This is a genomic window from Streptomyces sp. NPDC055506 (genome assembly GCF_053643595.1).
Genome location: NZ_JBSHKH010000087.1, coordinates 14231 through 35268 on the forward strand (window position 1 = coordinate 14231; position 21038 = coordinate 35268).

Below are 21038 nucleotides of genomic sequence, written 5' to 3' on the forward strand. Positions count from 1 at the left end.
CGCACCCGCCGCGCAAGCCCCGCCACCCCCTACGCCTCGCGAGAGCCCTCGTACATCTCCTCGATCAGATGCTTGTACTCCCGCTCCACCACCGGCCGCTTCAGCTTCAGACTCGGCGTGATCTCCCCGTGCTCCACATCAAGATCCCGCGGCAGCAACCGGAACTTCTTGATGGTCTGCCACTTCTGAAGCCCCTCGTTGAGCTGCTTCACATACCCGTCGACCATCTCCACCGTCGCGGGCGCGGCCACGATCTCGGCGTACGACTTCCCCCCGAGCCCGTTCTCCTTCGCCCACTCCACGATGGCCAACTCGTCGAGCGCGATCAGCGCCGTGCAGAAGTTCCGGTCGGCCCCGTGCACCAGGATGTTGGACACGTACGGGCACACCGCCTTGAACTGCCCCTCGACCTCCGCCGGCGCGATGTACTTGCCGCCCGAGGTCTTGATGAGGTCCTTCTTGCGGTCGGTGATCCGCAGGTAACCGTCGGCCGACAGCTCCCCGATGTCCCCGGTGTGGAACCAGCCGTCCGACTCCAGCACCTCGGCCGTCTTCTCGGGCAGCCCGTGGTAGCCCTCCATGATGCCGGGGCCGCGCAGCAGGATCTCCCCGTCGTCGGCGATCCGCACCTCCGTGCCGGGCAGCGGCTTGCCGACCGTACCGGTGCGGTAGGCCTCGCCCGGATTCACGAACGAAGCCGCCGAGGACTCGGTGAGGCCGTAGCCCTCGAGGATGTGGATGCCGGCCCCGGAGAAGAAGTACCCGATCTCCGGCGCGAGGGCGGCCGACCCGGAGACGCAGGCCCGCAGGTTGCCGCCGAAGGCCTCACGGATCTTGGCGAACACCAGCGCGTCGGCGACCTTGTGCTTCGCGCCCAGCCCGAACGGCACCGACATGGTTCCGGTACGCCGGAAGTTGTCCTGCGCGACCTTGGCGTACTCGCGCGAGACCCCGGCCGCCCACTGGAAGATCTTGTACTTGGCCCCGCCGCCCGCACGGGCCTTGGCGGCGACGCCGTTGTACACCTTCTCGAAGATGCGCGGGACGGCCGCCATGTACGTCGGCTGCACGACCGGCAGGTTCTCGATGATCTTGTCGACGCGGCCGTCCACGGCGGTGACGTGCCCGACCTCGATCTGGCCGGAGGTGAGCACCTTGCCGAAGACATGCGCGAGGGGCAGCCACAGGTACTGCACGTCCTCGCTGCTGACCAGCCCGGTCGCGGCGATCGCCTTCGCCATGTACGACCAGTTGTCGTGCGGGAGGCGTACACCCTTGGGCCGGCCGGTGGTGCCGGAGGTGTAGATGAGGGTGGCCAGCTGGTCCTTGGTGATCGCGCCGACCCGCTCCTTGATCAGGTCGGGGTCCTTCTCCAGACGGGCCGCGCCGCGCTTCTCCAGCTCGTCGAGGGTGAGGATCCAGTCGGCGCTCTCCTCGGCCGCCAGACCGGCCGGGTCGACGACCACGACATGGGTCAGCTCGGGCAGCTCGGCGCGCTTCTCCTTCGCCTTGGCCAGCTGCTCCACGTTCTCCGCGATGAGCACCCGGCTCTCGGAGTCCGACAGGATGTAGGCGGACTCCTCGGCGTTGGTCTGCGGATACACCGTGGTGGTCGCGGCGCCGGCGCACATGATGCCGAGGTCGGCGAGGATCCACTCGATCCGGGTGCTGGACGCGAGCGCGACGCGCTGCTCGGCCCGCACGCCCAGCTCGATGAGTCCCGCCGCGATGGCGTAGACCCGCTCGGCGGCCTGCGCCCAGCTCAGCGACTTCCACTCGTCCGGTCCCTGGCCGGAGGACGATGGGACCGGATACCGATAGGCCTCTGCGTCCGGCGTGGCCGCCACGCGCTCCAGGAACAGGCCCGCCACCGACGGCGGACGGTTCTCGATCAGGGTCTGTGTGTCGCTCACGACATCCTCCGGGGCCCGCGTCAGGCGGCTGGCTCAGGTGCGGCTGGTTTTACTCGCGAGCCGTTGTTTAACTCGCGAGTAACTATCGAGCAGGGATCAGAGTAAAGGCCGACCGGTCCCCGCGTAAGGGCCCGCGGCCTGTCTCTTCGTACAGACAGCTACCCCACGTACGCACATGGGCCCGCCGCGTTCTCACACGGCGGGCCCCTGTTCTACCCGGTTTGCGGTGTAACCCGCGGTAATTCCCGACTACTTCTTGCCCTTGCCCGACCCCGCGCTGTCATCACTGGACAGGACCGCGATGAAGGCCTCCTGCGGAACCTCTACGGAACCCACCATCTTCATCCGCTTCTTGCCCTCCTTCTGCTTCTCCAGCAGCTTCCGCTTACGGGAGATGTCACCGCCGTAGCACTTGGCGAGGACGTCCTTACGGATGGCGCGGATGGTCTCGCGGGCGATCACCCGGGAGCCGATGGCGGCCTGGACGGGCACCTCGAAGGCCTGGCGCGGGATGAGCTCGCGCAGCTTGGCGACGAGCCGTACGCCGTACGCGTACGCCTGGTCCTTGTGGGTGATCGCCGAGAAGGCGTCCACCTTGTCGCCGTGCAGCAGGATGTCGACCTTGACCAGGCTGGAGGTCTGCTCGCCGGTGGGCTCGTAGTCGAGCGAGGCGTACCCGCGGGTCTTGGACTTCAGCTGGTCGAAGAAGTCGAAGACGATCTCGGCGAGCGGCAGGGTGTAGCGGATCTCGACCCGGTCCTCGGAGAGGTAGTCCATGCCGAGCAGCGTGCCGCGCCGGGTCTGGCACAGTTCCATGATCGAGCCGATGAACTCGCTGGGCGCCAGGATGGTGGCCCGCACGACCGGCTCGTAGACCTCCGAGATCTTGCCCTCGGGGAACTCGCTCGGGTTGGTGACCGTGTGCTCGGTGCCGTCCTCCATCAGGACGCGGTAGACCACGTTCGGCGCGGTGGCGATCAGGTCGAGCCCGAATTCGCGCTCAAGCCGCTCGCGGATGACGTCCAGGTGCAGCAGGCCGAGGAAGCCGACGCGGAATCCGAAGCCGAGAGCGGCGGAGGTCTCCGGCTCGTAGACCAGCGCGGCGTCGTTGAGCTGGAGCTTGTCGAGCGCCTCGCGCAGATCGGGGTAGTCCGAGCCGTCCAGCGGATACAGCCCGGAGAAGACCATGGGCTTGGGGTCCTTGTAGCCGCCGAGCGGCTCCTCGGCCCCCTTCTGCTGGCTGGTGACGGTGTCACCGACCTTGGACTGGCGGACGTCCTTCACGCCGGTGATCAGGTAGCCCACCTCGCCGACGCCGAGACCGTCGGCCGCCTTCATCTCCGGCGAGTTCGTACCGATCTCCAGCAGCTCGTGCGTGGCGCCGGTGGACATCATCCGGATCCGCTCGCGCTTGTTGAGCTGGCCGTCGATGACACGGACGTACGTCACGACACCGCGGTAGGAGTCGTAGACGGAGTCGAAGATCATGGCGCGCGCGGGCGCGTCCTTGACCCCGACCGGCGCCGGGACCTCCTTGACGACCCGGTCGAGCAGCGCCTCGACGCCCATGCCCGTCTTGGCCGACACCTTGAGCACGTCGTCCGGGTCGCAGCCGATGAGGTTGGCCAGCTCCTCGGAGAACTTCTCGGGCTGCGCGGCCGGCAGGTCGATCTTGTTGAGGACGGGGATGATCTTGAGGTCGTTCTCCATCGCCAGGTAGAGGTTGGCGAGAGTCTGGGCCTCGATGCCCTGGGCGGCGTCGACCAGGAGGATGGTGCCCTCGCAGGCGGCGAGCGACCGCGAGACCTCGTAGGTGAAGTCGACGTGCCCCGGGGTGTCGATCATGTTGAGGATGTGCGTGTTGCCTGGCTCCTCGGTGGGAGCCCAGGGCAGACGCACCGCCTGGGACTTGATCGTGATGCCGCGCTCACGCTCGATGTCCATGCGGTCGAGGTACTGAGCGCGCATCTGCCGCTGTTCGACCACTCCGGTCAGCTGGAGCATCCGGTCGGCGAGCGTGGACTTGCCGTGGTCGATGTGCGCGATGATGCAGAAGTTGCGGATCAGAGCCGGGTCGGTACGGCTCGGTTCGGGCACATGGCTAGGGATCGCGGGCACGCAGGGTCCTGATTCTTGAGGCGTCCGCAGTGTCTGCGGTCTCGGGTCGGATCGATACGTAGCCTCCATGGTCCCACGGGTGGGGACCATGGGCGGGTTTGGGCCGTGGATGGGCCCGCTGGTACCGTGGGGGGCTGTGCCTCATGCCCTCTCAGCAGGAGGCGCTACCTCAAGAAATCACCGGCACGGGTCCCGCGCGGCCCTGTGCCAGAACCTGAAAAGGCTCATTCGTGGCGAACATCAAGTCCCAGATCAAGCGGATCAAGACCAACGAGAAGGCTCGGCAGCGCAACAAGGCCGTCAAGTCCTCCCTCAAGACCGTGATCCGCAAGGCCCGCGAGGCCGCTGCCGCGGGTGACGTCGAGAAGGCCACCGAGTACCAGCGCGTCGCCGCGCGTCAGCTCGACAAGGCCGTCTCGAAGGGCGTCATCCACAAGAACCAGGCTGCCAACAAGAAGTCGGCGCTGGCTCAGAAGGTCGCCGCGCTCAAGGGCTGACACTGATGTGACGCCGGAGGGAACCGAGCGGGCCCTCTCTCATCCGCTCCCTTCCGGCACCTCGGATCCGCGCGCGGCCTGCGTTCGCCACGCGGGCGCGGATCCAGCAGCTCGCACCGAAGGCCGGGTGCCTCTCCTGTTCCCCATGGGAGAGCACCCGGCCTTCGGCCCGTTCAGGACCAGAACGCGTTGTTCTTGTCGATGTCCTCGACGCATTCGTCGAGGACGGTGACCTTGTCGCCGACGATCCGGAAGATGATGCAGCCGGTGTCGTCGAGGCGCTTGCCCTGGCGCTCCGCGGTGAAGCGGTTCATCGCGACCACATGGCCCCGGCCGTCGACACAGATGCCGATCAGCTCGGAATCCATCGTCCCTTGGGTCTCCCTGCCGAGCCGCTCGTACATCTCGATGATCGCGTCCACCCCTTTGAAGTCGCCCGACAACGGGTGATCTCCCGGTACGTGGTGTGTGGCGTCCGACGCGATCATCCCGCGCAAGGCGTCCATGTCACCGCGCGAGAAGGCTTCGAATCCCTTGCGGACGAGTGCTGCGTGCGGGTGTTCAGCCATGGCCCTCGCCACCTCTCCGTCACTGGGCGACGTACGGCTGACACTCCCGATTCTCCCTCCGGCCGTCGCTCGCGGCACAGTGGAGGGATGAACGGTGACAACAGGGACGTACTGGCCCGGGTCCGCGTGGCGACCAGGCTTCCCGCCCAGGACCTGGACCGGGCGCGGCGCTTCTACGCCGAGAAGCTCGGCCTGGAGCCCGCCGACGAACGGCCCGGAGGGCTGCTCTACCGGTGCGGCGGCGGGGAGTTCGTGCTGTTCCGCTCGACGGGCGCCTCACCCGGCACCTTCACCCAGATGGCGTTGGAGGTCGACGACATCGACGCCGCCGTGGCGGAGCTGAAGCGGCGCGGGGTGGTGTTCGAGGAGGTCGATCTGCCCGGGTTCCGCACGCGGGACGGGATCGCCGAGATCGAGGGGAACTACCCGAGCAAGGGCGCCCGGGGCGAACGCGGCGCCTGGTTCCGCGACAGCGAGGGGAACATGGTGGGCATCGGCGAGCCCGTCCGCTGAGGAGCGCGGCCCCTACCCTCGTCCCCTGGATCTGGCCGCCCGGGCGATGGCGACCACCGCCTTCTCCAGGGCGTACGCCGGGTCGTCCCCGCCGCCCTTCACCCCCGCGTCCGCCTCGGCCACCGCCCGCAGCGCCACCGACACGCCGTCCGGGGTCCACCCGCGCATCTGCTGCCGGACCCGGTCGATCTTCCACGGCGGCATCCCCAGCTCGCGCGCGAGATCGGCCGGCCGGCCTCCGCGCGCCGAGGACAGCTTCCCGATCGCACGGACGCCCTGCGCAAGCGCGCTGGTGATCATCACCGGCGCCACCCCGGTCGCCAGCGACCAGCGCAACGCCTCCAGCGCCTCCGCCGCCCGCCCCTCGACCGCCCGGTCGGCGACCGTGAAGCTCGACGCCTCGGCCCGGCCCGTGTAGTACCGCCCGACGACCGCCTCGTCGATCGTCCCCTCGACATCCGCGACCAGCTGCGAGACCGCCGACGCCAGCTCCCGCAGATCGCTCCCGATCGCGTCGACGAGCGCCTGGCACGCCTCCGGTGTGGCGGACCTCCCCGTCCCCCGGAACTCGCCCCGCACGAACGCCAGCCGGTCCGCCGGCTTCGTCATCTTCGGACAGGCCACCTCGCGCGCCCCGGCCTTGCGCGCCGCGTCGAGCAGCCCCTTGCCCTTGGCCGCTCCGGCGTGCAGCAGCACCAGGGTGATCTCCTCGGCGGGCGCACCGAGATAGGCCTTCACGTCCTTGATCGTGTCGGCCGAGAGATCCTGCGCGTTGCGTACGACCACGACCTTGCGCTCCGCGAAGAGCGACGGACTGGTCAGCTCGGCGAGCGTGCCGGGCTGCAACTGGTCCGAAGTCAGGTCCCGTACGTCCGTGTCGGCGTCGGCGGCCTTCGCCGCGGCCACCACCTCCTGCACGGCACGGTCGAGCAGCAGCTCCTCCTGGCCCACGGCGAGCGTCACCGGGGCGAGAGGGTCGTCATTCGCAGTCTTCCTGGCCATCGCGACAAGCATCCCACGCGGCACTGACAACGGGTCCGGACGGACCGAGGTGTGCCCGGGGCCCTACGGCTCTTCCCGCCAGCCGTCCCACTCCCCGGCGAACCGGTCCAGGTCCCCGGCGTCCAGCCGTCCGCCCTCGTCCCTCAGGACGACCAGCCACTGCGCGTCCTCGGCGTCGTCCTCACCGGCCAGCGCGTCCCGCACCAGCTGCGGCTCCTCGGCGATCCCGAACCGCTCCCCGAGCGCCTCGACCACCTCTTCCGCGGCGTCGCGGTCGGGCAGCACCAGCACATGTCGCACATCACTCACGCCGGACATTGTCCGACACCGCGTCGCAGCACGATCCGCCGGATCCCGGCTCAGGCCTTGCGGACGACCTGCACATCGAGGTCGATCTTGATGCTCGGCCCGACCACCGCGATGCCCCGCGCCAGCATCGTCTGCCAGCTCACGGTGAAGTCGTCCCGGTGCAGCTCGGTCGTGGCCCGGCAGGCCGCCCGCAGCTCGCCCTCCATGCCGTTGCCCAGCCCCAGGTACTCCGTGTCCAGCGTGACCGTCCGTGTGACGCCGTGCAGCGACAGCGCGCCTGTGACGGCCCACCGGTTCGCGCCCTTGTGCACGAACCGGTCGCTGTAGAACTCCAGCGTCGGGAACTTCGCGACGTCCAGGAAGTCCGCCGACCGCAGATGGTCGTCACGCATCTTCACGTTGGTGTCGATGGACGCCGCGTCGATCACCACATGCATCGCCGACCGCTCCAGCGGGTCGGTGACCCTTATGACACCCGCGAACGACTTGAACTGCCCGTGGATCCGGGCCAGTCCGATGTGCCGCGCGGTGAAGGCGAGCGAGGAGTGCGCCGACTCGATCTCCCAGTCGCCGGGCTCGGGCAGCTCCGGCGGCCGAGCCACCTGCAGCGTCACGTCCCCGAGCGACGCGAGCGTGTTCTCGGCGACCTGCGTGGTCGCCCGGTACGGCGTGTACCCCTCCGCCGACACCGCGAGCCGGTACTCCCCCGCCGGCACCGTCGTCACGAACGACCCGAAGGGATCCGCGCCCCCACTGACCACCGAGCGCCCCATGGCGTCGGTGACCGCGAACTCGGCGTGTCTGACCGGCTCGTTGACCGGGTCGAGCACCCGGCAGCTCAGCACCCCCGCACTCGGCGGTGTCGGCACCGCCGCCAGCGGGCTCGTCCGGTGTACCCGGTTGGTTCGGCTTCCCAGCCAGCGGCCGATCATCTGGACACCTCGTGCGACTCGAAGTCAGCGGTTTGATCACTGTTCACCGAGGATGCATTCGACCACCGATGAGGCTTTCGAGGCAACACGCGACCACATCACGGGAATCCAGCACATGTGATGGGACTACGCACGAGTAGAACCGACTGGAACCATGTGAACCATGTGTGGACGGTGTGCACCTTCTGGACCGAATCAGCCCTCCCGGCCGGCCCGGACCAGCTCTCCCTGCCGGCCCGGATCAGCCCTCCCGGCCGGTGTCCCGGACCACCGGCACCGCATCGAGTTCGATCCCGAACCGGTCCCGGTACACCCCGAGCACCTCCTCGTCCGTCTCCAGCGCCCGCTCCTCCCGTGTCCCGTCGGCCGCCGTCACCGTGTACTTGCGTCCGCTGAGCGTGATCCTCCCTCCGTCCTCCGTGACCCGCGAGCAGACCAGCGACCGCGTGAAGTGCGACACCGGCGACGTGCTGTGCCACCACGCCCCGGCCACGAAGTCACCGAGCGCCCGCGGCCGCACCTCCAGGCGGTACTGCGGCCTGCCGTCACGGATCACCCGCAGGTCCGCCGCCTCCACGGTGGCGTGTCCGCCGCGCACCCCGGCCGCGTCCGGCCCCGCCTCCACGATCCGGAACGTGCCGCCCGGGTCTTCCTGCTCTCCCCGCTCGCCGAACGCCAGCGGAAGGTGGCTGTGCGCCCCGAACCCGACGTCGGCCAGCCAGTCGCCCCCGTCCACCGTCCGCACCCGCAGCGCGAGATGGTCGTACGGGATCCCGAGCCGCTCCTCGTCGCCGTACACCCGCCCGGCGAGCAGCGACACCTCATAGCCCAGCGCGGCGAGCAACGCCCCGAAGGATCCGTTGAGTTCGTAGCAGAACCCGCCCCGCCGGGCGCCCACCACCTTGTCCAGCAGCCGCTTCTCCTCCAGCACGATCTCCTCGCCGAGATGGATGGAGAGGTTCTCGAACGGCACCGTCCGCAGATGCCGCAGGTGCAGCTCGCGCAGCGCGTCGACGGTGGGCCACGCCGGGGGCTCGACCCCCAGGCGGCGGAGATAGGCATCAACCTGTGCTGAGTTCATACCCTCAGTCTCGCGCTACCCGCAGCTCTCCGCCCTCTCCTACGACCGCCAGTGCGCCGTCCCGGTCCGTCCGCAGCACCGTCGCACCCCCGGCGCGCAGCGCCGCCACCGTGCCGGGCGCCGGATGCCCGTAGGTGTTGTCCGCGCCGCAGCTGATGAGGGCCAGCCGCGGTGCCGCCCGGCGTATGAGCCCGGGATCCTGGTAGGCCGAGCCGTGATGAGCGACCTTCAGCACATCCACGCCGGCCAGCGCCTCGGCCGCCGGTGACCTGGCCAGCGCCCGCTGGGCCGGGGGTTCGAGGTCCCCGAGGAGCAACAGCCGCAGCCCCGCTGTCCGGACGAGCATGGCCACACTGGCGTCGTTCGGCCCCTCCGGCTCCGGGTGAGCCGGGAGCGCCTGCGGATGCGAGCCAGCCGGCGAGCCGGCTGACGGTGGTGGCGGGCTCGGTGGCGGCCACACGACCTGCCAGGACAACCCGCCCGCACGGCGCTGCTCCCCGGCGGCGGCGCTCGTCACGGGCACCCGCCGGGCCGCCGCCTGTCTCCGGACGAACGCGGCCTGGACCGCGGGCTCCTGGAAGCCCGTCGTCTCGATCGCGCCCACAGCCCGTCCGCGCAGCACACCGGGCAGTCCCGCCACATGATCGGCGTGGAAGTGGGTGAGCACGACCAGCGGGATCCTGGTGATGCCGAGTGCGCGCAGGCAGTGGTCGACGAGCTGCGGGTCGGGCCCCGCGTCCACCACCACGCCGGTGCCCTCGCCCGCCGCGAGCACCATGGCGTCGCCCTGCCCCACATCACACATGACCAGCCGCCAGCCCGGCGGCGGCCAGCCCGTGATCACCCGGGTCAGCGGCGGCGGCTGCACCACCGCCAGCGCCAGCAGCAGCCCGCAGACCCCGCACCACCACGGATGTCCGAGCAGCCGCCGCCCCACCAGCAGCACCACCAGGGTCACGGCCGCGAGCAGCGCCGCACCCGCCCAGCTGCCCGGCCAGTCCACGCCCGCGCCCGGCAGTGCCGACCCGGTCCGGGCGATTTCGGCGATCCACTCGGCGGGCCAATGCGCGCACCACGCCAGGGCCTTGGCCACGGGCATCGCCACCGGTGCCGTGGCCAGGGCCGCGAAGCCCAGCACGGTGGCGGGCGCGATCGCGATCTCCGCGAGCAGATTGCACGGCACCGCGACCAGGCTCACCCGCGCCGACAGCACGGTGACCACGGGTGCGCACAGAGCCTGCGCGGCGGCTGCGGCGGCCAGCGCCTCGGCGAGCCTGGGCGGCACCCCGCGCCGCCGCAGCCCGGCGCTCCACCGCGGCGCGAGCGTGAGCAGCGCCCCGGTGGCCACGACGGACAGCAGGAACCCGTAACTCCGCGCCAGCCACGGGTCGTACAGCACCAGCAGCAGGACCGCCGTCGCCAGCGCCGGGATCAGGGACCTCCGGCGGCCGGTCGCGAGGGCGAGCAGCGCGACGGCTCCGCAGGCCGCGGCCCGCACCACGCTCGGATCCGGTCTGCACACCACGACGAACCCGAGGGAGAGCGCGCCCCCGAGCACCGCCGTCCCGCGCAGGGAGATACCGAGGCGCGGCGCGATCCCCCGCCGTTCGACGTGCTGCGCCAGGCCCGGCGGTCCGAGCAGCAGGGCGAGGAGGATCGTGAAGTTGGCCCCGGACACGGCGAGTGTGTGCGTGAGGTCGGTCTCCTTGAAGGCCTCCTCCAGCTCCGGGGTGATGCGTGAGGTGTCTCCCACCACCAGCCCCGGCAACAGTGCCCGGGCATCCGCCGGCAGCCCGCTGGTCGCCTCCCTCAGCCCGGCTCGCAGCCGCCCGGCGAGCCGCTGAGCCCTCGAGGGCTCTCCCACCACCTGCGGTACGCCCTGGTCCCGCACCCTCAGCACGGCCGCGACCCGGTCACCGCCCGCCATCGCGGGCACCAGCCGCCCGCTGACCCGCAGCCGCGTCGACGGCAGCAGCCCGAGCCACGGCGACCGCACCCGCTCACCGGCCGCCGGCTGCGACTGCGGCCGCGGCCGCGGCTGCCCTCCCCAGGCACCCCGGCGGGCCGGCCTCACATCGACGATCATCAGCACCGGTGTCCGCGTCACCGTCGTCGTGCCACCCGCCTCCTGGACCCGCAGCACCTCGGCATCGACCAGCACGGCGGTGGGAGCCACGTGATCGCCCCGGACCTTGGGGCGGGTCAGACGGGGGTCGGAGGTGAGCTCGACCTCGGCGGTCACCGTGGCGTACTCCCGCGCCAGGCCGGGCACGGGCCCCCGGCGCAGATCCGCCCCGTGCAGCCCGGCCGAGGCGGCGGCAGCGGCGACGCAGAGCAGCACGGCGGCAGCCGACGCGCGCGGCCAGGACGCCGTCCCGGATCTCCGGGCCAGCGGCAGCAGCCCGACCGCGAGCAGACAGCCGGCCACGATGCCCGCGGCCCACCCCGGCGATGCGCTCAGCACCAGCGCCGCCGTGCCCCAGGCCGCGAGGGCGGGTGGCACGAGCCGCAGGTCGGTGGGCCCTTCCTGGCGCGGCCGGGCCGTGCCGAGCCGCTGCCCGGACGAGGCGTGCACGGACGACCGGGCGGGCGCGGACGCGGCCCCGGGAGTGCCCCGGGGAGCGGCCTCGGGACTGCCCAAGGGAGCGCCCCCAGCGCCCCGAGGAGCGGCCTCGTCCCGCCGCACCGGCGAGTCAGGGGCCGTCCTCATGGCCGTACGAGATTCCGCAGGTCGGCGAAGCGGCGGTCGCCGATGCCGTTCACCTCGCGCAGTTCGTCCACGGAACGGAAACCGCCGTGCCGCGTGCGGTAGTCGATGATGTGCTGCGCCAGCACCGGGCCCACACCCGGCAGGGTGTCGAGCTGGTCGGCGGTGGCCGTGTTGAGGGAGACCGGAGCCGCCGGCATCGCGCCGCCCGCCGTCCCACCGGCCGGGCCTCCGGCAGCCGTGCCGCCCGCCCCGGTACCCGCCGCGGGGGCCGGTCCCCCGACGACCACCTGTTCGCCGTCCACGAGGAAGCGGGCACGGTTGAGACCGTCGGTATTCGTCCCTGGCTTCACACCGCCGGCCGCACGCAGGGCGTCCGCGACGCGCGAACCGCCCGGCAGCCGATGGATTCCGGGATCACGGACCTTGCCGCCGACGTCCACGACGATCTCGGGCTGCCCCGCGGCACCTGTCGACTTAGCCGCCCCCGCGGGCACGCCCGGTCCTCGGTCCTGCTCGGTCTGCCCGTCCTGGCCCCGCTCCCCGTACGGCGCCGCCGCTCGCACCACCTCGGGCGGCCGCACGGACTGGGTCCGGCCGGTCCAGAAATGCTGCACGGCGAAGACCGCGGCCACGACGAGCACCAGGCTCAGAGCGAGCACGCTCCGCCGCTCCAGCCCACACCGGGCCTGCAACCACAGCGGCATACGCTCCCGCAGCGCGAGCCCGGCCCGCTCCCGCCAGGCCCCTTCCGCGACGCGGCCGTCCCCGCTGTCCGACTCGACCGGGACGGCGTCGGGTTCCAGGCCTGGCTCCCAGCCTGGCTCCCAGCCTGGCTCCCCATCGGCTTCCCGCCGATCCCGCCCTTGGGGAGCGCGGTCCCCGTCAGCCGTCTCCACGACAGCCCAGGAAGGCCGCCCCCGAACCGGCGGCCCCTGCCCCGACTCCCGCCGCTCCCCGACCCGTTCAGCAGACCCGGCCCATGCGCCGTGTTCCCCGAACAGCGTCTCCGCCCGCCGCCGCAGTTCCTCCGCCGAGGCGTGCCGACGCCGGGCCCGGCCGCGCACTACGGGCGGGCGTCGACTGTGAACGACGGGAGGGCGTCGACTGTGGCGGACGCGGCCGTCGGACGTGGGTCCACGGCCCGGGCCGCTGGTCGCAGTCGTCGTACGTGAACGTGATCGAAGTGCCATGCGACGAGGATCGGCCACCTCGGCCCACCCGCGATGATCTTGGTCAATTCCCGGGGACAACCGCCCGGCTGTGGACAACTCCGCCACTCACACGGGTGACCGGAGCCCGTGCTCGAAGCCCCACAGCAACGTTCACCGCGGCGAAACCACAACTCCCAGCAGCCCGGGCCCCGTATGCGCCCCGATCACCGCCCCGACCTCGCTGACATGCAGATCGGCCAGCCCGGTCAGCCGCGTCCGCAACCGGTCGGCGAGGGCCGACGCCCGGTCCGGGGCGGCGAGATGGTGGACGGCGGCATCGACCTGCGCGCTGCCCGCCCGGTCGGCCGCGATCTCCTCGAGGCGGGCGATCGCCTTGGACGCGGTCCGCACCTTCTCCAGCGGTTCGATGCGGCCGTCGGCCAGTTGCAGCAGCGGCTTCACCGCGAGCGCCGAACCCAGCAGGGCCTGCGCGGCACCGATACGGCCGCCCCGGCGCAGGTAGTCGAGGGTGTCGACGTAGAAGTAGGCGGAGGTGCCCGCGGCCCTCTTCTCCGCGGCCGTGACGGCCTCGTCCACCGTGCCGCCCGACTCCGCGGCCTCCGCGGCGGAGAGCGCGCAGAACCCGAGCGCCATCGCGATCATGCCGGTGTCCACCACCCGCACGGGCACCGGCGCCTGCCGCGCGGCCACGACGGCCGCGTCGTAGGTGCCGGAGAGTTCGGCGGAGAGGTGGAGGGAGACGATGCCGGTGGCGCCGGACTCGGCGACCTTGCGGTACGTCTCCTCGAAGACGGCGGGGCTGGGCCGCGAGGTCGTCACGGGGCGCCGCTTCTGCAAAGCCTGGGCGAGAGCACGGGTCGAGATCTCGGTGCCCTCTTCGAGCGCCCGGTCACCGAGGACCACCGTCAGGGGTACCGCTGTGATGCCGTGGCGCTCCATCGTCCGGGCCGGCAGGTAGGCCGTTGAATCGGTGACGATCGCGACATGGCGGGACATGAGCTGGAGGTTACCTGCCGTAGTGCCCGTGCGGCAGCCCGGCCCCGGTGCCCCGTGGCGCGAGTGGCCGGATCAAGTGGTGCTCTCGGGGCGGGCCTTCTTCTGCCAGGGGTAGGTGGGGCGCGGTCCCGGCGGGGTGATGGCGGGCCGAGCCGGCTCCTGCTCAGGGCTCGGCTGCGGGGCTTCCGGCCAGGTCTGCCCGGCTGCCGTGGCGTCGGCGGCGGGCGCTTCGGGCCAGGGCCGCGAGGTGGGCTCGGACTCCGGCGCCGTCCAGTGCCGCAGCGCCCCGGCCTCCACGTCGATCTGGGCGCTGAGCGTGTCCAGGTCGTCTTCGGCGAAGCGGCGGGCCCGGTCGCGTGCCGCCCAGCGCAGGGCGTCCGCGGACTGGGTGATGCGCTCGGTGCGCTCGCGCAGCTCGGGCAGCCGCTGGGTCAGCGCGCCGCGGTCCGGCTCGGCCTCCAGGCGCTTCAGCTCGTCGTCCAGCTCATGGCCGTGCGCGCTGAGCCGTTCGAAGAGGCCGAGGGACTCCTTCAGGGAGACGTCCTCGGCGACGGCCGCGTGCAGCGCGTCCTGGGTGGCGCGCATCGAGGTGCGCAGGCTCAGCCGAAGCTGGGCGAGTTCACCGGCGGCGCCGGGCTGGGCGAAGGACTTGACCCGCAGGGTGTGGTCCTCGACGGTGCGGCGGGCCTGGGTGAGGCCGCGGTCCACACCGCGCTTGGCCGCACCGACCACCTTCACCGTCGCGTAGACGCCGAGCCCGAGAAAGAGCACGAAGAGCAGGGCGAACACTGCGATCACTGCTTCCACCGGCTCCTCCTCCAGACATCGCGGCACACCTCACGCCGCTCTTCAACGGTAAACGCAACAGGCAGGTCCGGAGTTCCGGAAGAACCCCGAACCTGCCCGTAGAGGACCATCGGACGACCACTAGGGGAGCACCCTGATGGAGACCGGTCAGACCCCGCGCCTACGCCGGGACGATGTTCACCAGCTTCGGTGCCCGCACGATCACCTTCCGGATCCCGGCCCCGCCCAGCGCGGCGACGACCTTCTCGTCCGCCAGGGCGACCTTCTCCAGCTCGTCGTCGGAGATGGCCGGCGAGACCTCCAGCCGCGCCTTGACCTTGCCCTTGATCTGCACGACGCACGTCACGGTCTCGTCGACCACGTACTCCGGGTCGGCCACCGGGAAGTCGTGGTGCACCACCGAGTCCGTGTGCCCCAGCCTGCGCCACAGCTCCTCGGCGACGTGCGGGGCCAGCGGGGCGATCATCAGCACCAGGGCCTCGGCGACCGGACGCGAGACCGCACCGCCCGCCTTGGTCAGGTGGTTGTTCAGCTCGGTGACCTTGGCGATGGCGGTGTTGAACCGCATGCCCTCCAGGTCACCGCGCACCCCGTCGATCGCCTTGTGCAGGGCGCGCAGCGTCTCGACGTCCGGCTCGGCGTCGACGACGGTCACCTCGCCGGTCGCCTCGTCGACGATGTTGCGCCACAGCCGCTGCAGCAGCCGGAACTGGCCGACCACCGCGCGGGTGTCCCACGGCCGGGAGACGTCCAGCGGGCCCATCGCCATCTCGTACAGGCGCAGCGTGTCGGCTCCGTACTCGGCGCAGATCTCGTCCGGAGTGACGGCGTTCTTCAGGGACTTGCCCATCTTGCCCAGCAGCCGGGAGACCTTCTCGCCCTGGTAGTAGTAGGCGCCGTCGCGCTCCTCCACCTCGGCGGCCGGTACCGCGATGCCCCGGCTGTCGCGGTAGACGTAGGCCTGGATCATGCCCTGGTTGAACAGCTTGTGGAACGGCTCGGCCGAGGAGACGTGCCCCAGGTCGTACAGCACCTTGGACCAGAAGCGGGCGTACAGCAGGTGCAGTACGGCGTGCTCGGCGCCGCCGACGTACAGGTCGACACCGCCGTGCGGCTGACCCTCGCGCGGGCCCATCCAGTACTGCTCGATCTCGGGGTCGACCAGCTTCTCGCTGTTGTGCGGGTCCAGGTAGCGCAGTTCGTACCAGCAGGAACCGGCCCAGTTGGGCATGGTGTTGGTCTCGCGGCGGAACTTGCGCGGGCCGCGGCCGTCGCCCAGGTCCAGCGTGACGTTGACCCAGTCCTCGTTGCGGGACAGCGGCGTCTCGGGCTGGGTGTCGGCGTCGTCCGCGTCGAAGGTGCGCGGCGAGTAGTCCTCGACCTCGGGCAGTTCCAGGGGCAGCATCGACTCGGGCAGCGCGTGGGCGATGCCGTCCTCGTCGTAGACGATCGGGAAGGGCTCGCCCCAGTAGCGCTGGCGGCTGAACAGCCAGTCGCGCAGCCGGAAGTTGACGGTGCCCTCGCCGACGCCGGACCGCTCCAGCCACTCGGTGATGCGCGCCTTGGCCTCGGCGACGCCCAGGCCGTCCAGGGAGACATCGGCGCCCGTCGAGTTCACGATCTTCGCGTCGTACGACACGAAGGCTTCGTCCCACGTGGCGGGGTCGGTGCCGCGGCCGTCGGTCGGCTCGACCACGCAGCGGATCGGCAGCTCGAAGGCGCGCGCGAACTCGAAGTCGCGTGAGTCGTGGCCGGGGACGGCCATGATCGCGCCGGTGCCGTAGCCCATCAGCACGTAGTCGGCGATGAAGACCGGGACCTGCTCGCCGTTGACCGGGTTGGTGGCGTACGCGCCGATGAAGACGCCGGTCTTGTCCTTGGCCTCGGCCTGCCGCTCCACGTCGGACTTCGAGGCGGCCTGCGCGCGGTAGGCGCTGACGGCCTCGCCGGGGGTCGCGTGGCCGCCGGTCCACACCTCGTGGGTGCCCTCCGGCCAGGCGGCCGGGGTGAACTTCTCGACCAGCGGGTGCTCGGGGGCCAGCACCATGTAGGTGGCGCCGAACAGGGTGTCTTGGCGGGTGGTGAAGACGGTGATGCGCTCGCCCTCGATCGGGAAGTCGACGCGGGCGCCCTCGGAGCGGCCGATCCAGTTGCGCTGCTGCAGCTTGATGGCCTCGGGCCAGTCCAGCTCCTCCAGGTCCTCCAGCAGCCGGTCGGCGTAGGCGGTGATGCGCATGTTCCACTGGCGCAGCTTGGCCTTGAAGACCGGGAAGTTGCCGCGCTCGGAGCGGCCCTCGGCGGTGACCTCCTCGTTGGCCAGCACGGTGCCCAGACCGGGGCACCAGTTGACCGGCGCGTCGGAGGCGTAGGCCAGCCGGAACTCGCCCAGGACGTCGGCCTGCTCGGCGGCGCTCAGCTCGCTCCAGGCGCGCGTGTGTCCCGGAACGGGCCGCTCACCGGAGGCGAACAGCTCGATCAGCTCGGCGATCGGGCGGGCCCGCCTGGCGTCGTGGTCGTACCAGGAGTTGAAGATCTGCAGGAAGATCCACTGGGTCCACTTGTAGTAGTCCGGGTCGATCGTGGCGAACGACCGGCGCTTGTCGTGGCCCAGGCCCAGCCGGCGCAGCTGGGACTTCATGTTCTCCATGTTGGCTTCGGTGGACACGCGCGGGTGCGTGCCGGTCTGCACCGCGTACTGCTCGGCGGGCAGGCCGAAGGCGTCGAAGCCCAGGGTGTGCAGGACGTTGTGGCCGGTCATCCGCTGGAAGCGGGCGAACACGTCCGTGGCGATGTAGCCCAGGGGGTGGCCGACGTGCAGGCCCGCGCCGGAGGGGTACGGGAACATGTCCATGATGAACTTCTTGGGCTTGGCGACGGTCTCCGGATCGCCCGCCAGGTCACCCTTCGGGTTGGGCGCGCCGTAGGTGTTGTCGGCGTCCCAGAAGTCCTGCCAGCGTGCCTCGATGTCGGCTGCCATGGCGGCCGTGTAGCGGTGCGGCGCCGCCACCTCGGCGGCGGCAGCGGGGTTCGTCTCGCTCATGATCCTCAAAGCTCCATCGATCGTCTCTGCCTGCGGCTGTGGGTTCGAGAAACGAAAAATCCCCTCGCACAGGAGGGGACGCCGCGCCGATTCCGGCCACTCGACTCGTCCGGTGGCCGGGACTGATCAGCGCGGCCCGCTAAGCAGAAGGCGTACGGCACGCATGGCGTTAGGGTACCGCAGGCCCCCAGCGCGCCGCGACGCGCTTCCGGGGGGCCGCTCGGTGCCCGAAAAGCTGAACCAGGGTCAAAGGTTACTTCGCGTAATAGTCACTAAGGGACATCACAACATCCATATTGTCCTTTGATAACAACGCAATAACTCAAACCTCGTACCCATCGGTATGGCTCCGCTTAGAGTGCGGCAGCGGGACCGCTTTCCCGAACCGCTCGGAGTTGCCCCCATGAACCCTCATCGCAGTAACCCCTCGCTACCCCCGGCCGCCGGGATGTGGGGAGGCAGGCCGTGAACCCCAATGACTCCACGGTGGACGACTCGTTCGCCGAGTTCCTCAACTTCGGCGCCGGCGTGCTGTCCCTCGTATGCCTCTCCTGCTCGGTGATCTGGGGACTCGTCGCCCAGGACCGGATCCTGCTCGACACACGCAGGCGCATCCTGGCGCAGGCCGTGCACCGGACCACGGCGGTCGCCTCGATCGTCTTCCTCCTGGTCCACATCGGGGTGAAGCTGGCGCTGGAGCACACCTCGTGGGTCGCCGCGGTGATCCCCTTCGGGCTGCTCCTGACCGGTGAGGAGGCCGTCACGGGCAGGGCGTTCCTCATCGGCCTCGGCACCCTGGCCAGCATGCTCATGATCTTCGTGGGCGTCACCGGCGTACTGCGCAACCGCTTCGCCTCCCCCGCACCCGTCGCCGCCCGCTGGCGGGCCATGCACATGCTGGCCTACCCGGCCTGGTGCGCCGCCCTCGTCCACGGGCTCTACGCGGGTCGCGCGGCCAAACCGATCTTCGTCATCCTGTACGGCCTGTCCCTGGTCGGAGTGGCCGCCGCCCTCGCCCTGCGCGCCGCCCCGCGCCCGGTCAAGCGCAAGATCGCCGACAAGTTCGTCGCCCTCCTGGGCCCCGGGGAGTCCTCGGCTCGCAGGGATCTGGAGGAGAGCCGGGCCCGGGCGACCGGCGGCTCCGCGCTGCCGGGCTACGAAAGCCGCGACGCGCCCCGGGGAGCCACCGCGTCCCCGTCGGGCCCGCTGTACGAGAAGGCGGAACGCCCCGCGGCCAAGGAACCCGCCAACGGATTCGCGGCCGCCTACCGGGCCGTCTCCGGCCCTCCGCCGGGCCAGCAACCCTTCGCGCCGGGCCCGAGCACCCGCACGGAACTGCCGCTGGACATGCAGCCGACCGCGAGCATGCCGCTCGTGGACGGCCCCTCCAGCACCTCCGGCAACTGGCCGATCCCGTCCCCGCCCCCGGTCGGCGAGGCCCCGCCGTCGGCCTACGACCCCCTCCAGGACACGGGCTTCAACATCCCGCCCTACGACCCCCTGCAGGACACCGGACAGAACATCCCGGCCTATGGCAATCCAGGCGCCGCCGGCTATGGATCGAGTGACGTGTACGACACGGGTGAGTCGAACGCCGCCTTCGACACGTACTACCCGAACGACACGTACAACAGCGGTCCCGCCACTGAAACACTGCCCGGTGCGTCCTATGACTTCGACGCACCGGGATCGGGCGAACCTTGGAACACGCCTTCCGGAGGCTTTAAGTGAACGAGGCTCTGCCCGACGTACCCGAAGTCCGCGTCGTCGGACTTCCTCAGCTCACGTCGGGCTTCGACCTTGTCGATCGGCTCGATCTGCCCATGCATCTGAAGGTGCACGGGCCGCTCGAGCCGATGGGCGGCGAACAGCTCGCGCAACTCGCCGAACGCATCAACCTGAAGGGCCGCGGCGGCGCGGGCTTCCCCTTCCACAAAAAGCTGCGCTCGGTCGCCGAGTCGGCGATCAAGCGCGGCATCCGGCCGGTCGTCGTCGTGAACGGAAGCGAGGACGAGCCGGCCTGCCGCAAGGACACGGTGCTGATCAACCGTGCCCCGCACCTGATCCTGGACGGCGCGCTGCTGTGCGCCGAGGCTCTGGGTGCCCGCACGCTCGTGGTGGGGGTCACCCGTGAGTCGACACAGCGCTCCATGGAGGCGGCGCTCGCCGAACGCGGCCTCAACAACGGCCGCCGGTCGGCACTGCGCGCGCGTGTGCAGCGCAATCCGGTCCGTATGGTCACCGGTGCCGCCGCGTCGCTGATCCGTTCGATCGACGGCGGCCCCGCCGTCCCTCCGGGCCGCAAGGTCAGCGCCTCGCAGAACGGCGTCGGCGGCGCCCCCACGCTGCTGTCCAACGCCGAGACCTTCGCCCAGCTGGCCATCGCGGCCCGCATCGGCCCGGAGCGCTACGGCAACACCGGCCTGTACGACGAGCCGGGCACCGTCATGCTCACGGTCTCCGGGGCGGTGGCACGCCCCATGGTGATCGAGGTCCCGACGGGCGTCCCGCTGCGCTACGTCCTGCAGCTCGCCGGCGCACCGCCGGTGCCGCAGGGCGTGCTCACCGGCGGCTACCACGGCAAGTGGATCGACGCGGCGACGGTCAACGAGGCGATCGTCTCCCGCAACTCGCTGGACGCGGTGGGCGGCGCGCTCGGCGCCGGAGCGATCCTGCCGATCACTCAGGACACCTGCCCGCTGGGCGAGTCGCTGCGGGTCGCCCAGTGGCTGGCCGAGGAGAGCGCGGGCCAGTGCGGCCCCTGCTACCTGGGCCTGCCGGCCGCCGCGCGCGGCCTGGAGGACATCCTCAACGGCGGCGGACCGGCCGCCCTGGAGGCGGTCAAGCAGGTCGCCAAGAACGTGAAGCGGCGCGGCGCGTGCTCGCACCCGGACGGCTCCGCGATGTTCCTGGAGTCGACCATCAAGGCGTTCACGGACGACCTGGCCGCCCATGTCCTCGGCAACGGCTGCGGCAGGCCCGTGGAGGGCGTGCTGCCGCTCTTCGAGGGCGGCAGGGCCCCGACGGGCATCCCGGGCGGCGGCGAGTCCGAGGAGAACGGCCCCAGCCGCCAGAAGATCTACGTCGACTGGACGCTGTGCCGGGGCCACGGTCTGTGCGCGGACATCCTCCCCGAGGTGTTCCAGCTCGGCGCCGACGGCTTCCCCACCGTGGCGCAGGCCCAGGTGCCGCGGTACGCCGAGGCCAAGGCTCTACGCGCGGTGCGCCGCTGCCCGGCACTGGCCCTGCGCCTGGAGGAGGACACGCGCTCCCAGGGCGCGCCGTCGTCCCGCAACCTCCCGGTCCTCTCCCAGGGCCGCGGACGGCGCGCTCTCGGCCGCTGAGCAGACGTGCGGCGGGCTCCCCTCCGGGGGAGCCC

General features: G+C 71.1%; 16 protein-coding genes. 4 read left to right on the top strand and 12 right to left on the bottom strand.

Features of this window, described 5'->3' with window-relative positions; genetic code table 11:
* Nucleotides 1-29 precede the first annotated feature (29 nt).
* Entirely contained in the window at nt 30-1913 is a 1884-nt protein-coding gene (locus tag ACWIF2_RS27610) for an AMP-dependent synthetase/ligase (protein WP_454363447.1), read from the bottom strand.
* Between the two features lie 249 nt (nt 1914-2162).
* Entirely contained in the window at nt 2163-4031 is a 1869-nt protein-coding gene (gene lepA, locus ACWIF2_RS27615) for a translation elongation factor 4 (RefSeq protein WP_454363449.1), read from the bottom strand.
* Nucleotides 4032-4261: 230 nt separating this feature from the next.
* Between lepA and rpsT the strand changes: the two genes are divergently transcribed.
* Nucleotides 4262-4528: a 30S ribosomal protein S20 gene (gene rpsT, locus ACWIF2_RS27620; protein ID WP_454363450.1), complete on the top strand. Its 267-nt coding sequence runs from the start codon at nt 4262-4264 to the stop codon at nt 4526-4528.
* A gap of 173 nt (nt 4529-4701) precedes the next feature.
* Here the strand turns inward: rpsT and ACWIF2_RS27625 are convergent, their stop codons facing one another.
* Nucleotides 4702-5097: a nuclear transport factor 2 family protein gene (locus tag ACWIF2_RS27625; protein ID WP_454363451.1), complete on the bottom strand. Its 396-nt coding sequence runs from the start codon at nt 5095-5097 to the stop codon at nt 4702-4704.
* An 87-nt stretch (nt 5098-5184) separates the two neighbouring features.
* On the opposite strand from ACWIF2_RS27625, the gene ACWIF2_RS27630 reads away from it, so the two are divergent.
* Nucleotides 5185-5610, top strand: coding sequence for a VOC family protein (locus ACWIF2_RS27630; protein ID WP_454363452.1), 426 nt, complete (start codon nt 5185-5187; stop codon nt 5608-5610).
* Between the two features lie 12 nt (nt 5611-5622).
* On the opposite strand, the gene holA is transcribed toward ACWIF2_RS27630, so the two are convergent.
* The 9 genes from holA to leuS all read right to left on the bottom strand — a co-directional run bounded on the left by holA (nt 5623) and on the right by leuS (nt 17659).
* Complete coding sequence (gene holA / locus ACWIF2_RS27635) at nt 5623-6612, bottom strand: DNA polymerase III subunit delta (RefSeq protein WP_454363454.1); 990 nt, start codon at nt 6610-6612, stop codon at nt 5623-5625.
* Between the two features lie 63 nt (nt 6613-6675).
* Nucleotides 6676-6921 carry a hypothetical protein gene (locus tag ACWIF2_RS27640; protein ID WP_382493585.1) on the bottom strand — a complete coding sequence of 82 codons (246 nt, stop codon included), beginning with the start codon at nt 6919-6921 and terminating at the stop codon, nt 6676-6678.
* A gap of 50 nt (nt 6922-6971) precedes the next feature.
* The gene (locus tag ACWIF2_RS27645; protein WP_454363456.1) at nt 6972-7853 is read right to left on the bottom strand and encodes a YceI family protein; all 882 of its coding nucleotides are present in this window, start codon (nt 7851-7853) and stop codon (nt 6972-6974) included.
* Nucleotides 7854-8094: 241 nt separating this feature from the next.
* Nucleotides 8095-8934: an arylamine N-acetyltransferase family protein gene (locus tag ACWIF2_RS27650; protein WP_454363458.1), complete on the bottom strand. Its 840-nt coding sequence runs from the start codon at nt 8932-8934 to the stop codon at nt 8095-8097.
* 4 nt (nt 8935-8938) lie between these two features.
* Nucleotides 8939-11644: a ComEC/Rec2 family competence protein gene (locus ACWIF2_RS27655; protein WP_454363460.1), complete on the bottom strand. Its 2706-nt coding sequence runs from the start codon at nt 11642-11644 to the stop codon at nt 8939-8941.
* On the bottom strand, nt 11641-12834 hold the full coding sequence (locus ACWIF2_RS27660) for a helix-hairpin-helix domain-containing protein (RefSeq protein WP_454363462.1): 1194 nt from the start codon (nt 12832-12834) through the stop codon (nt 11641-11643). The genes ACWIF2_RS27655 and ACWIF2_RS27660 overlap by 4 nt, the downstream gene beginning before the upstream one ends.
* A 132-nt stretch (nt 12835-12966) precedes the next feature.
* Nucleotides 12967-13812, bottom strand: a complete 846-nt coding sequence (locus ACWIF2_RS27665) for a DegV family protein (protein ID WP_454363464.1) — start codon at nt 13810-13812, stop codon at nt 12967-12969.
* A gap of 72 nt (nt 13813-13884) precedes the next feature.
* On the bottom strand, nt 13885-14619 hold the full coding sequence (locus tag ACWIF2_RS27670) for a hypothetical protein (RefSeq protein ID WP_454363465.1): 735 nt from the start codon (nt 14617-14619) through the stop codon (nt 13885-13887).
* A 160-nt stretch (nt 14620-14779) separates the two neighbouring features.
* Entirely contained in the window at nt 14780-17659 is a 2880-nt protein-coding gene (gene leuS, locus ACWIF2_RS27675) for a leucine--tRNA ligase (protein WP_454363467.1), read from the bottom strand.
* Nucleotides 17660-18124: 465 nt separating this feature from the next.
* Between leuS and ACWIF2_RS27680 the strand changes: the two genes are divergently transcribed.
* Both ACWIF2_RS27680 and ACWIF2_RS27685 read left to right on the top strand, forming a co-directional pair.
* Nucleotides 18125-19390 (top strand): cytochrome b/b6 domain-containing protein, encoded by a 1266-nt coding sequence (locus ACWIF2_RS27680; RefSeq protein ID WP_454363469.1) that lies wholly within the window; start codon nt 18125-18127, stop codon nt 19388-19390.
* Nucleotides 19387-21003 (top strand): NADH-quinone oxidoreductase subunit NuoF family protein, encoded by a 1617-nt coding sequence (locus ACWIF2_RS27685; protein ID WP_189723533.1) that lies wholly within the window; start codon nt 19387-19389, stop codon nt 21001-21003. Before ACWIF2_RS27680 ends, ACWIF2_RS27685 begins: the two co-directional genes overlap by 4 nt.
* The last annotated feature ends 35 nt before the right edge of the window (nt 21004-21038 follow it).